Source organism: Streptomyces sp. NPDC058877 (assembly GCF_042742855.1).
Lineage (GTDB): Bacteria > Actinomycetota > Actinomycetes > Streptomycetales > Streptomycetaceae > Streptomyces.
In genome coordinates this window covers 1-12,569 of the sequence record NZ_JBHYMF010000193.1, presented here as the reverse complement: position 1 = coordinate 12,569, position 12,569 = coordinate 1, and the positions used below count along the sequence as shown (strand labels likewise).

10 protein-coding genes are annotated in these 12,569 nt (G+C 71.6%); 1 reads left to right on the top strand and 9 read right to left on the bottom strand.

Going from position 1 to position 12,569, the window contains the following annotated elements:
• Positions 1-55 precede the first annotated feature (55 nt).
• Positions 56-889: a trans-aconitate 2-methyltransferase gene (locus ACFW2Y_RS29980; protein ID WP_384885403.1), complete on the bottom strand. Its 834-nt coding sequence runs from the start codon at positions 887-889 to the stop codon at positions 56-58.
• Positions 890-1,050: 161 nt separating this feature from the next.
• Here ACFW2Y_RS29980 and ACFW2Y_RS29975 point away from each other — a divergent pair, with 161 nt between their 5' ends.
• Complete coding sequence (locus tag ACFW2Y_RS29975; RefSeq protein ID WP_384885402.1) at positions 1,051-1,548, top strand: MarR family winged helix-turn-helix transcriptional regulator; 498 nt, start codon at positions 1,051-1,053, stop codon at positions 1,546-1,548.
• Here the strand turns inward: ACFW2Y_RS29975 and ACFW2Y_RS29970 are convergent.
• The 8 genes from ACFW2Y_RS29970 to ACFW2Y_RS29935 form a co-directional block, all read right to left on the bottom strand.
• Positions 1,507-2,277 carry a LuxR C-terminal-related transcriptional regulator gene (locus ACFW2Y_RS29970; RefSeq protein ID WP_384885400.1) on the bottom strand — a complete coding sequence of 257 codons (771 nt, stop codon included), beginning with the start codon at positions 2,275-2,277 and terminating at the stop codon, positions 1,507-1,509. The genes ACFW2Y_RS29975 and ACFW2Y_RS29970 overlap by 42 nt on opposite strands.
• 240 nt (positions 2,278-2,517) lie before the next feature.
• A complete protein-coding gene (gene galK / locus ACFW2Y_RS29965) occupies positions 2,518-3,657 on the bottom strand; it encodes a galactokinase (RefSeq protein WP_384885399.1) in 1,140 nt (379 codons plus the stop codon).
• On the bottom strand, positions 3,654-4,643 hold the full coding sequence (galE, locus tag ACFW2Y_RS29960) for a UDP-glucose 4-epimerase GalE (RefSeq protein ID WP_384885398.1): 990 nt from the start codon (positions 4,641-4,643) through the stop codon (positions 3,654-3,656). Before galE ends, galK begins: the two co-directional genes overlap by 4 nt.
• Positions 4,640-5,683, bottom strand: a complete 1,044-nt coding sequence (galT, locus tag ACFW2Y_RS29955; RefSeq protein WP_384885397.1) for a galactose-1-phosphate uridylyltransferase — start codon at positions 5,681-5,683, stop codon at positions 4,640-4,642. The genes galE and galT overlap by 4 nt, the downstream gene beginning before the upstream one ends.
• Positions 5,684-5,792: 109 nt before the next feature.
• Positions 5,793-6,476, bottom strand: coding sequence for a LuxR C-terminal-related transcriptional regulator (locus tag ACFW2Y_RS29950; protein ID WP_384885395.1), 684 nt, complete (start codon positions 6,474-6,476; stop codon positions 5,793-5,795).
• 157 nt (positions 6,477-6,633) lie between these two features.
• Entirely contained in the window at positions 6,634-8,538 is a 1,905-nt protein-coding gene (locus ACFW2Y_RS29945; protein ID WP_384885393.1) for a PQQ-binding-like beta-propeller repeat protein, read from the bottom strand.
• Positions 8,539-8,551: 13 nt separating this feature from the next.
• The gene (locus ACFW2Y_RS29940) at positions 8,552-10,351 is read right to left on the bottom strand and encodes a PQQ-binding-like beta-propeller repeat protein (protein ID WP_384885391.1); all 1,800 of its coding nucleotides are present in this window, start codon (positions 10,349-10,351) and stop codon (positions 8,552-8,554) included.
• 139 nt (positions 10,352-10,490) lie between these two features.
• On the bottom strand, positions 10,491-12,296 hold the full coding sequence (locus ACFW2Y_RS29935; protein WP_384885389.1) for an ABC-F family ATP-binding cassette domain-containing protein: 1,806 nt from the start codon (positions 12,294-12,296) through the stop codon (positions 10,491-10,493).
• Positions 12,297-12,569 lie beyond the last annotated feature (273 nt).

Sequence of the window (12,569 nt, the reverse complement as noted above, 5' to 3'; positions counted from 1 at the left end):
CCGGTGCGGGGCGCACGCGCACGTGCCGAGGAGTGAGTCCGGCAATGTGCGGCGCTCATGTCTTCTTGCGGGCGACGACGAAGATCCGGCGGAACGGGAACACCGTGCCGTGCGGCCCCGGGGGGTACGCCTCCCGCAGCAGCGCACGGTACTGGGAGAGAAAGGCGTCCACCGCCTCCTGGTCGTCGCCCAGGGCGGTGAGGACGGGGCGCAGCGCCGTGCCCTTCACCCAGTCGAGGACGGGGTCCTCGCCTTGGAGCAACTGGCAGTAGGTGGTCTCCCAGACGTCCGTCTCACAGCCGAGGTCCGCGAGGCGGGTCAGGTACTGGGCGGTGTCGAGGACGTGGACGAAGCGGCGGCCCTGGTCCCCGAGACGGGCGCGCCACTCGGGGGTCTCGCAGAGCTCGCCGAGCAGGGCGTGGCTGGGTGAGGTGAAGTTCCCGGGGACCTGGAAGGCGAGGGTGCCTCCGGGGCGGAGTCCGTCGACCCAGGCGGCGAAGGACTCGGGGTGGTTGGGGACCCATTGGAGGGCGGCGTTGGAGACGATCAGGTCGTAGGGCTCCTCGGGCATCCAGTGGGCGAGGTCGGCGGGCCGGAAGTCGAGCCAGCCACCGCCGCCGGTGGTGCCCGCCCGGTCCTTCTCGGCGCGCTCCAGCATCTCGCGCGAGAGGTCGAACCCGGTGATGTGCGCCTCGGTCCACCGGTCGGCGAGGAGGACCGTGACGTTGCCGGGTCCGCAGCCGAGGTCGGCGATGCGGGCGGGGCCGCCCTGGTTCGGAAGCTGCGGTATTCGGGCGAGCAGGTCGAGGAAAGGACGGGTGCGATGGCCCGAGTACCGGAGGTACTGCTGGGGATCCCAGATCGGTGCGGCGGATTCCACGGAATGCATGTTCGAAGCCCCCTTGCTGGCATGAGGTGCCGAAGCGGAACGATTTCCGGCCGGTGCCTTCCCCGTAGTCCAGGGAAATATATCTTGGAATCAAGATACTCGATATCAAGAAGCTTGAACACAAGAGACTTTATGTCAACAGACCCTCTACACTGATCGTCATGGAGGACGAGGTCGACCGACTGGTCGCAGCATGGCGCCGCGAGCGCCCCGACCTCGACGTGGAACCACTCGAGGTGCTCAGCCGTGTCTCACGGCTCGCCAGGCACCTCGACCGTGCCCGTCGACTCGCCTTCTCCGAGCACCACCTGGAGCCCTGGGAGTTCGACGTCCTCACCTCGCTGCGCCGCGCCGGAGCGCCGTACCAGCTCTCCCCCGGTCAGCTCCTCACCCAGACCCTGGTCACCTCGGGCACCATGACCAACCGCATCGACCGGCTCGCCAAGAAGGGCCTCGTCGAACGGCTCCCCGACCCCAGCGACCGGCGCGGGGTCCTGGTCCGGCTCACCCCCGAGGGGCGCGACCGCGCCGATGAAGCGCTGGCCGGGCTCCTCACCCAGGAGCGCGCCATCCTGTCCCGGCTCTCCGGCACCCAGCGCAGCGAACTCGCGGCGCTGCTACGCCGGCTGACCGCCCCGTTCGACAACGTCCCCGGCTAGCACCGGCTCCGCGGGGCCCACCCCCGCCCGACGGGCCAGGGCCACCGCCGCGAGCGTCGAGTGCACGCCCAGTTTCCCGAGCACGTTCTGCATGTGGGTGCGCACGGTGTGCGGGGAGAGGAAGAGCCGCTCGGCGACCGCCTTGCGGCCCAGGCCCGCGACCATGCAACGCAGCACCTCACGCTCGCGCGGCGTCAACGACTCCACCAGGCGCTCGCTGTCCGTCCGGTGCTTGCGGACCTCCGTCAGTTCCCGCAGCACCCCGGTGAGCAGCGCCGGCGGCAGGTGGGTCTCGTCCCGCAGCACCCCACGCACCACCGCGAGCAGCCGCTGCAGCGAGCAGTCCTTGGCGACCCAGCCGGAGGCCCCGGCCTGGAGCGCGAGTGCGGCCCGGCGCGGATCGTCCTTCTCCGCGAGGACGATCGCGCGGAGCCCGGGTTGTGCCCTGCGCACACCGTTGACCAGCGAGATCCCGTCCACGACGGCCTCGGCATCATCGGGCACGGCGTGCGCCACGGCCGTGCCCGCGGGCCCCGCGCCCAACTCGGCGTCGACGAGCAGCACGTCGAACCTGCGCCCCTCTGCGGCACCGCGCTCCAGGCAGCGCAGGGCAGCCGGGCCGCTACCGGCTGCAGCGACGTCGACATCGGGCTCCGCCGCGAGGGCGGCGGCGAGCGACTCGGCGAAGACGCGGTGGTCGTCCACCACCAGGACGCGGATGCGTGCCACGGACACTCCCAAGTGTCGAGGAACGGACCGACGCGGGTACGGCGTCGGAGGCGGGTTCGCCGAACGCACGGCCGCCGCCGTGCGTTGAGTGTTACCCCGCTCCTGGCGCCGTACCCGACGGGTCGCGCCCCCTGAACAGCACCGGCCCCCACCGGCGCTGCCCCTCAGACTAGGGGCGGCACCTCCCGGTGGGGGCCGATTCGCGGAACTGTCCGAAGCAGTCCGGGTGTGTGCGGTGGTTCAGAGCCGGCGCGCGCCCGCCGCGGGGACGGCGGGGAAGACACCGGGAGCCGCGTACCCGGCCCCGGCGAAGGCGGTCTCGACGGCGGCGGCGACCGCCGCGCTGCGCTCGGCCTCGACGAGGACGACGGCCGAGCCGCCGAAGCCACCGCCGGTCATCCGGGCGCCGAGTGCTCCGGCCCCGTTCGCCGCCTCGACGACGAGGTCCAGCTCGGGGCAGGAGACCCGCAGATCGTCCCGGAGGGAGGCGTGGCCCTCGGTGAGGACGGGGCCGACGGCGCGGAGGTCACCGGCGGCGAGCAGGGCGACGGTCCGCTCCACCCGGGCGTTGTCGGAGACGACGTGCCGCACGTACCGCAGAATCGTCCCATCGCTCAAACGCCCGAGCGCTTCCGGTAGATGCGCGGCACTCACCTCACGCAGGGTGCGCACGCCGAGCGCCCGCGCACCCGCTTCGCAGCCGGCGCGCCGCTCGGCATAAGCGCCGTCTCCGAGCGCGTGCTTCACACGGGTGTCGACGACGAGCAGCCGGAGCCCCTGGCCCTCCGGGTCGAAGGGCACCTGGCGGTGCGCGAGGTCCCGGGTGTCCAGGTGGAGGGCGTGTCCCGCCCGCGCGCAGGCGGACGCCATCTGGTCCATGACCCCACAGGGCACACCGACGAAGGCGTTCTCGGCGCGCTGGGCGAGCCGGGCGAGTTCGGGACGGGAGAGCCCGAGCCCGAACAGGTCGTTCAGGGCCAGCGCGGTGACGACCTCCAGTGCCGCCGAGGAGGAGAGCCCGGCGCCGGTGGGCACGGTCGAGCCGAGGTGGACGTCCGCCCCGGTCACCGGATGCCCGGCCTCCCGCAACGCCCAGACGACACCGGCCGGGTAGGCCGCCCAGCCGCCGCCGGAGAGCGGCTCCAGACCTGCGACGTCCAGGTGGACGATCCCGCCGTCGACGTCCGCGGAGTGCAGGCGCAGGACGCCGTCGTCGCGGCGGGAGACGGCGGCGACCGCGGTGTGCGGTAGCGCGAACGGCAGCACGAAGCCGTCGTTGAAGTCGGTGTACTCCCCGATGAGGTTCACCCGCCCGGGAGCGGCCCAGACCCCGTCGGGCACGGTTCCGTACAGCGCCTCGAAGGCGGCGGCCACGGTCACCGGCGTGTTCCTTCCCGCTGCCGGGCGAAGTCCCAGGCGTCGGCGACGACATCGGCCAGGTCCGGGCGGGACGGCGTCCAGCCGAGCCGCTCCCGTGCCGCCTCGGCAGAGGCGACCAGGACGGCCGGGTCGCCGGGACGGCGCGGGGCGGCGATCTCCGGGACCGGGTGGCCGGTGACCTTCCGCACGGTCTCGACGACCTCCCGGACGGAGAAGCCGTTGCCGTTGCCCAGGTTGCAGACGAGGTGCTCGCCGGCCGGCACGCTGCCCTCCGTCATCGCGGCGAGGGCCAGCAGGTGGGCCTCGGCGAGGTCGGCGACGTGGATGTAGTCGCGGACGCAGGTGCCGTCCGGGGTCGGGTAGTCCTCGCCGTACACGGAGATCGCCTCCCGGCGCCCCAGCGCGACCTGGAGGACCAGGGGGATCAGGTGCGACTCGGGTGCGTGCCGCTCGCCGAACGGACCGTGCGCCCCGGCCACGTTGAAGTAGCGCAGCGAGACGGCGGCCAGGCCGTGGGCGGTGCACTCGCCCCCGATCATGTGGTCGACGGCCAGTTTGCTCGCCCCGTACGGGCTGGTGGGAGCGGTCGGGGCGGCCTCGGTGATCGGCACGGTCGTCGGCTCGCCGTAGGTGGCTGCGGTGGAGGAGAAGACCAGCTTGCGGACGCCGGCGGCGCGCATCGCGGCGAGCAGGGCCATGGTGCCGCCGACGTTGTTCTCCCAGTACGCCTCGGGCTTGGCGACCGACTCGCCGACCTGTGAGAAGGCGGCGAAGTGGAGGACCCCGGCGTACGAGGGGTCCAGCCACCGCGCGGCGTCCTGGACGCGGCCCCGGACGAACTCGGCGCCCTCCGGGACGGCTTCGGCGAAGCCGGTGGAGAGGTCGTCGAGCACGGTGACCCGGTGGCCCCGCTCCAGGAGGTGGGCGGCGACCACGCTGCCCACGTACCCCGCCCCTCCGGTCACCAGGTACCTCTGCGTGGTCATGCGCTTGCCACCTCTCGGAGTCGTCGGGCCGCGTCCTCCGGCCGCACGTCGTTCATGAAGGCGCCCATGCCGGACTCGGTGCCCGCGAGGAACTTCAGCTTGCCGGAGGCCCGTCGGACGGTGAAGAGCTCCAGGTGCAGTCCCAGGTCCCCGCGCCGTTCGTCCGTGAACGGCGCCTGGTGCCAGGCGGCGATGTAGGGCGTCGGCGGCTCGTCCGGGCCGAAGATCCGGTCGAAGCGCCTCAAGAGTTCCAGGTAGACCTGTGCGCATTCTGTGCGGGCGGCCGCGTCGAGGGCGAGCAGGTCGGGCACCCGGCGTCGGGGGTGCAGGTGCACCTCGTACGGCCAACGGGCGGCGTACGGCACGAAGGCGGTCCAGTGTTCCGTCTCCAGGACCATCCGCTCGCCGTCGGCCCGCTCCCGGGCCACGAGGTCGTCGAAGAGGTTCCGGCCGGTGGCGGCCCGGTGGGCGTCGACGCGGCGGCGCACGGCGGCCGTGCGGGGCGTGACGTACGGGAAGGCGTAGATCTGACCGTGCGCGTGGGGCAGGGTGACGCCGATCTCCGCACCCCGGTTCTCGAAGCAGTAGACCTGCTCGACGCCGGGCAGGGCGGAGAGCTCCACGGTCCGGTCGGTCCAGGCGTCGAGGACGAGCGCGGCGCGCTCTTCGCCGAGGTCGGCGAAGGAGTCGGTGTGGTCGTCGGTGAAGCAGACGACCTCGCAGCGGCCGATCCCGCCGGCGAGGGAGGGGAAGCGGTTCTCGAAGACCACCACCTCGTAGCCCTCCTCGGGGATCTCGCTCTCCCGGCCGTCCCGGGCCGGACAGAGCGGACAGGCGTCGGCCGGCGGGAGGTGGGTGCGGGCCTGCCGGTGCGAGGCGATGGCGACGGGGTCACCGGTGAGCTCGTCGTACCGGATCTCGGAACGGGAGACGACGGGGGCGAGGGAGCGGGGGTCGACGGCGGTGCGGACGGTGTCGTCGCGCCCGTCGTAGTAGATGAGCTCGCGCCCATCGGCGAGCGTGGTGACGGTCTTCTTCACGGGGCACCCTCCGGCAGAACCAAACAGAATCACTCACAAAAAATCACATTCAAACATCTCCGTCAATGGCGAAGCCGGGCCCCGCTCCCGGGACCCGACCCGTGTCGTCTCAGAAGGAGCCGCGCTGCCCCGGAACCGCCCGGTCCAGCAACCCCGTCCGGGCCGCCAGCGCCGCCGCCTCCAACCTCGAACCGACTCCCAACTTCATCAGCACCCGCTGCACGTGCGTCCGCGCCGTGCTCGACGCGATCCCCATCCCCGCCGCGATCAGCCGGGTGTCCTCGCCCTCCGCGACCCGCACGAGGACCTCCACCTCCCGCTGCGTCAACAACCGCAGGAGCCGCTGCGCCTCGTCGTCCGGCTGCGCCGAAGGATGGAGGAGCTCCGCGAACGCCCCCTGGAGCAACTGCGGCGCGATCGCCGACTCCCCCGACCGGGCCCTCACCAAGGCCCGCTCGACGCCCTCGATGCGCTCGTCGTGACGGACGTACCCGGAAGCACCGGCCGCGAACGCCGCCGCGATCCCCCGCGGCGAGGGCACCGGCCCGAGCACCACCACGGCCACCTGGGGGCGCTCCCGCTTGATCCGCACGACAGGATCGAAGGCCCCCGGCGCGTCCGGGGCCGCCGTGCCCAACAGGCAGACCTCCGGCGCCCGGCCCACCACCAGCTCGGCGGCTCCCGCCACCGGCGCAGCCGCTGCGAGCACCCGGTGCCCGCGCAGCTTCAACGCCGAGGCGAGCGCCTCCGCGAGCAGGCGGTGGTCGTCCACCACCACGAGGCGTACGCCCATCCCGGTCAACCCCCCTCTCCCGGCCCGCCGGACGTCCCGGCTGCCTGAACCCGGCAAGCTACACGCTCCCCCGCTCGACACCGAGCCAATCACGGGCCCGGAACGCACCAGGGCCCCTCCGATTCACCGGAGGGGCCCGACGCGGTCGCCCGCCGCGTCAGCGCGCGACGGCGAAGGAGACGACGAGGTACTCCTTGATGTCGTCGGGGGAGGCGTTCTCCCGGGGCTTGCTGACCAGGGTCTGCGCGATGAAGAACCGGCCGTCCCGGTAGAGGAGTTCGGCGCCGTTCAGTCCGAAGCTGCTCTCCGGGTTGTCGAGCGACTTGTCCACCGGGTTCTGCAGCAGCAGCGTTTCCTTCATGGTGCCGCCGTCGATCGAGACGACCTGGCCGCCCTGGTCGTAGGGCGGAGCCTTGTAGGCGATCAGGTTGCCGCCGTCCATCCGCAGCGGGATGAGGGTGAACCGGTCACCGGCATCGGTCTTGTCGGGCACCATGCGCCCGGTGTTCAGGTCGAAGGCGACGATCTCGTTCGTCTCGCTGCCGAACCCGCCGCCGCTGCCCTCGTGCTCCTCGGTCGGCACGTACAGCCGGCCGTTGCCGACGAGCGCCTGGGAGCAGGACTCGACGCGGGTCACCCGGCAGCGGGCCGCGTACCGGTCGGCGTCGGCCGTGATCTTCGCCTTGAGCTTCCCGGTCTTCTCGTCGATCGAGAAGAAGTCCGAGATGCCGCTGCCGTCGCCGGCGGTCTCGCCGACGTCGGCCGCGACGACCAGCGGCTTGGTGGAGACGACCGAGGCGTACTTCACGCCGGGCGGCATCTTGTACTGCGAGATCGAGGCGCCCGTGGTCGGGTTGATCGTCTGGATCAGCACGTACGGATTGCTGTACACCCCGCACCTGCGGACCGCGACGAGCGCCTCGCCACCGCCGTACCCCAGGTCGTAGCAGTTCTGGTCGTTGGCCTGCGGCTTCCAGCGCGGGTTGCCGTTGGCGAGGTCGAAGGCGGCGCCGCCGTCGAGGCCACCGGCCGCGACGGTCGTACCGCTGAGCGTGACCTCTCCGAAACGGGCCTTCTGGTCCCCGGCGGAACCACCGGTGATCGAGGTGGACCACACCAGCTTGCCGGTGTTCAGGTCGACCACGCCGACCTCGGTGCACTGCTGGAAGTAGCGCGGCGCGACGCGCTTGGCGGCCTCGAAGAGGATCGGCACCTTGTTGTCGGCGCTGACGTGCCGGGAGGCTCCGCAGACCTGGCCGGTCAGCGGCAGCGTCCACAGCACGCCGCCCTTGTCCAGGTCGTACGCGACGAGTGAGTTCACCCCCGCCTTCACGAACGCCTTGTCGGTGATCCAGGAGCCGGACACGTCGGTGACGTCCTCGACCTTCGGCTTCCCGACCTTGAAGGTCACCTTGGCCTTGGTGTCGGCCGGCGGCTTCTCCTTACCGCCCCCGCCGAGCCCCTCGGCGCCGGTGTCCTTGCCCGAGGAGGAGCCCTGGGAGGTGCCGCCGGAACCCTTGGCCCCGTTGCCCCCGTCACCGTCGCCGGAACGGGAGTACCAGATGCCGGCCGCAATGATCAGGACGATCGCGACGGCCGCCGCGATGATGATCTGGAGCTGCGCCGACGGCTTCTTGCCGCCCGGTGCCGGAGCCTCCGCGGGCTGCGGGTAACCGCCGTGCGGCTGCGGGGGCTGCGTCGGGTAGCCGTACGGCGGCTGGGTCGGCGGCTGGGGCTGGTAACCGGCGTACGGCGAGGGCTGCTGCGGCTCGGTCGGGTAACCGTACGGGGAGGGCTGCTGCGACTCGGTCGGGTAACCGTACGGCGAGGACTGCTGCGGATGGCCGTACCCCGGGTCGGGCTGCGGTGCCTGCTGCGGATAGCCGTACCCCGGGTCGGGCTGCGGTGCCTGCTGCGGATAGCCGTACCCCGGCTCCGGCTGCGGAGGTGTCGGGGCGCCGAAACCGCCCTGCTGGGCCGGAGCTTGCCCCTGCGGAGGCGTGGGGACGCCGAAACCGCCCGGGGGATCCGGGGGTTGGTTCGGCGGTGGTGGCTGCGTCATCGGTCCGCGTACCTCACTTGCTGAAGGCCATCATCGTCTTGACCTGCATCTCTTCCTTGTCGTTGGCCGCCGACACCCGCCCGCTCGCCACCACGAAGGCGCCGCCGCCGTAGGCGAAGCCCGGGCTGTAGAGGCTGCTCTCGATCGGGGCGGTCGAGTCCGGGTGCTGGAGCAGGACCTTCGGCGCACCGCCGGTCGGGGCGAGGGTGGCGACGGCGCCGCCCTCCCGGTACGACGGCTTCACGTACAGCAGGACCTGGCCGCCTTCCATCCGCAGCGGCACCATCGTCCGCTTGCCGGGGGCCTTCGAGCGCCACTTGGCCTTGCCCGTGGCCAGGTCGAAGGCGACGACCTCGTTGGCTTGGCCGTAGCCGGTCTCGGTGGCCATGTAGAGGGTGCTCGCGTCGGCCGTGACCCCGGTGCACCCCTGGAGGTTCCGGCCGAAGATGACGAAGCCCCCGCCGCACGCGGGCGCGAACTTGTCCGTGCCGCCCTGGATCTGCGAGCGGGGCTCGCCGTTGGCGTCGAGCGTGAAGACGCTCCACTTCTTCTGCTCGCGCTGGGTGGCCGAGACGACCAGCGGGTCGACCGAGTAGACCCGGTCGACCTCCCAGTTCGCCTCCAGCTGGAAGGTGAACTTCGGCTTGCCGGTGGTGGGGTCGACCTCGCCGATCGCCTGGATCTTCTTGCTGGTGCTGCCCGACGGGCAGTTCATCGCGGCGATCAGCTTGCTGCCGCCCGCGTAGGCGAAGGGCTTGCAGCCGGTGGTGGCGCCCTTGAAGAGCTGTCGGCCGTCGGTGAGCGAGAAGCCGTAGGCGCTGCTCGAACCGGCCGCGACGACCGTGTTGCCGCTGATGGTCACGACGTTGTCGGAGAAGTCGAAGAGGCCCGAGGGCTTCGGCACGGCCTTCTGCCAACCGGCCTTGCCGGTCTTCAGGTCGATCTTCTGGAGGTTGGTGCACTTGGCACCGGCCTTGCCGTCCTCGGCGTAGCCGAAGACCATGGAGCCGTCGGCGGCCGGCTCCGCCGGCACCGCACACAGCTCGTACGGCAGGTCGACGTGCCACTTGACCTTGCCGTCGGACAGGCCGTAGCCGTCCACGCCCTTGTACATCGCCTTGACGACGGTGTCGCCGACGATCCACGGGCCGAAGACGTCCGCGCCGTTGCGCGGCAGGTCCACGGTGTTCGTGAGCAACCAGTTGACCTTCGCCTCGCCCGGCTGGCGGCCCGCGTTGAGGTCCTCCTCGCCCTTGTCGCCGTCGGCGGTGTCGGCCGATCCGGAGGGCTCGGAGGTGGTGGTCGCGGTGGCGGTCGGCTGGGCGACCGGGTCCTTCTTGTCGCCCCTGCCGACGACGGCCCAGGTCGTGACGGAGGCGACCAGGACGACCGCGGCGGACACCGCCACGATCAGACCGGTCTTCCCCTTGAAGGGGCCGCCGCCGGAAGCCGGCGGCGGGGTGGGGGCACCCTGGTACATCGGCTGGGTGGGGTGGCCGTAGGGGCCCTGCTGCGGGCCGTACGGTCCGGGCTGCTGCTGCGGATGCCCGTAGGGCGAGGAGGACGGCTGCCCGTACGGCCCCGGCTGCTGCGGATAACCGTACGGCGAGGACGACGGCTGCCCGTACGGCCCCGGCTGCTGCGGATAACCGTACGGCGAGGACGACGGCTGCCCGTACGGCCCCGGCGCGGGCGGCGGGGACTGCGGTGCGGGCTGCGTCTGCGGCGGCACGGGAGGTGTGCCGGGACCTTGGCCCGGTTCCTGTGGGGCCCCGAAACCCCCCGGCGGTTGGTTGCTGGGCGGCTGGGTCATCAGCGGTTCCCCCTAGACGTGAACGGGTTTTCTTTCTACCACCCGCTCAATGGCGCAAAAGCGACCGGTCCGCCCCTTGTTCCCAAGGGAGGACCGGCCCGTGATGGCGTCGTTATGCATCCTCCGCCGAAGCTTCGGACTAGGCGTCCTCGGCCAACTCCAGCCAGCGCATCTCCAGTTCCTCGCGCTCCTCCACAAGCGCCCGGAGCTCCGCGTCGAGCTTGGCCACCTTCTCGAAGTCGGTGGCGTTGTCGGCGATCTGCGCGTGCAGCTTCGTCTCCTTGTCGGAGAGCTTGTCGAGTTGGCGCTCGACCTTCTGCAGCTCCTTCTTCGCGGCTCGGGCATCGGCGGCGGAGAGACCCGGCTTCTGCTGGGCGGGCGCGGCGGCGGGCGTCGGGACGGACGCCTCGATCATCGTCCGGCGGCGCTCCAGGTACTCCTCGATGCCGCGCGGCAGCATCCGCAGGGTCTTGTCCCCGAGCAGCGCGAACGTCCGGTCCGTGGTGCGCTCGATGAAGAACCGGTCGTGGGAGATCACGATCATGGAACCCGGCCAGCCGTCGAGGAGGTCCTCCAGCTGGGTCAGGGTCTCGATGTCGAGGTCGTTGGTGGGCTCGTCGAGGAAGAGGACGTTCGGCTCGTCCATCAGCAGGCGCAGCAGTTGGAGGCGGCGGCGCTCACCGCCGGAGAGGTCACCGACCGGAGTCCACTGCTTCTCCTTGCCGAAACCGAACTGCTCGCAGAGCTGCCCGGCGGTCATCTCGCGCCCCTTGCCGAGGTCGACCCGGTCGCGGATCTGCTGCACGGCCTCCAGGACGCGCAGCGAGGAGGGGAGTTCGGTGACGTCCTGCGAGAGGTAGGCGAGCCGGACGGTCTTGCCGACGACGACCTTGCCGGCGGCGGGCTGCTGCTCGCCCTGGCTGACGGCCGCGTCGGCGAGCACCCGCAGGAGCGAGGTCTTGCCCGCGCCGTTGACGCCGACCAGGCCGATGCGGTCGCCGGGCCCGAGCTGCCAGGTGAGGTGCTTGAGGAGTTCCTTGGGGCCGGCGGTGACGGTCACGTCCTCCAGGTCGAAGACCGTCTTGCCGAGCCGGGCGTTGGCGAACTTCATCAGCTCGCTGGTGTCGCGGGGCGGCGGGACGTCGGCGATCAGCTCGTTCGCGGCCTCGATGCGGTAGCGCGGCTTGGAGGTGCGGGCGGGGGCTCCGCGGCGCAGCCAGGCCAGCTCCTTGCGCATCAGGTTCTGCCGCTTGACCTCCTCGGTGGCCGCGATCCGCTCGCGCTCGGCGCGGGCGAAGACGTAGTCGGAGTAGCCGCCCTCGTACTCGTGCACGGCACCGCGCTGGACGTCCCACATCCGGGTGCAGACCTGGTCGAGGAACCAGCGGTCGTGGGTGACGCAGACGAGCGCCGAGCGGCGGCTCTGGAGGTGGCCGGCGAGCCAGGCGATGCCCTCGACGTCGAGGTGGTTGGTGGGCTCGTCCAGGACGATCAGGTCCTGGTCGTCGATGAGGAGCTTGGCGAGCGCGATGCGCCGCCGCTCACCGCCGGAGAGCGGGCCGATGACGGTGTCGAGGCCCTTCTCGAAGCCGGGCAGGTCCAGGCCGCCGAAGAGGCCGGTGAGGACGTCGCGGATCTTGGCGCTGCCCGCCCACTCGTGGTCGGCCATCACGCCGATGACCTCGTGCCGGATGGTGGCTTCCGGGTCGAGCGAGTCGTGCTGGGTGAGCACGCCGAGGCGCAGCCCGCCGCTGTGGGTGACGCGACCGCTGTCGGCCTCCTCCAGCTTGGCGAGCATCCGGATGAGGGTGGTCTTGCCGTCGCCGTTGCGGCCGACGACCCCGATCCGGTCCCCCTCGGAGACCCCGAGCGAGACCCCGTCGAGCAGGGCACGGGTGCCGTACACCTTGCTGACGGCCTCGACATTGACCAGGTTGACGGCCACGTTGACTCCTGTACCGGGGATCGATCGACGTACCAGGGTACGTCGCCGTCGGACGTGCGACCACGGGCAACGCGTCGCCCGGTTCCGCCGGCGGCCCGGCGTCTGAGGCGTTCATGCCTCCATTCAGCCCCAGTTTTGCCCGAGCGGCAATTTTCTTGCCTGTGAGGCAAAGAACCGTCGGACGGGGATCGCCGTCACCGGAGCCGCGCTGGGCGTGGTCGGCTTCGCCTGGCCCGTCGTGCTGTTCCCGGCGTTCTTCGCCCCGGCCGTCCC

Coding starts and splice junctions, on each gene's coding strand:
- ACFW2Y_RS29950 (WP_384885395.1), bottom strand. CDS start 6,476: ATGGGCGTACGCCTCGTGGTGGTGGACGACCACCGCCTGCTCGCGGAG.
- ACFW2Y_RS29940 (WP_384885391.1), bottom strand. CDS start 10,351: ATGACCCAGCCGCCCAGCAACCAACCGCCGGGGGGTTTCGGGGCCCCA.
- ACFW2Y_RS29945 (WP_384885393.1), bottom strand. CDS start 8,538: ATGACGCAGCCACCACCGCCGAACCAACCCCCGGATCCCCCGGGCGGT.
- galE (WP_384885398.1), bottom strand. CDS start 4,643: ATGACCACGCAGAGGTACCTGGTGACCGGAGGGGCGGGGTACGTGGGC.
- ACFW2Y_RS29980 (WP_384885403.1), bottom strand. CDS start 889: ATGCATTCCGTGGAATCCGCCGCACCGATCTGGGATCCCCAGCAGTAC.
- ACFW2Y_RS29975 (WP_384885402.1), top strand. CDS start 1,051: ATGGAGGACGAGGTCGACCGACTGGTCGCAGCATGGCGCCGCGAGCGC.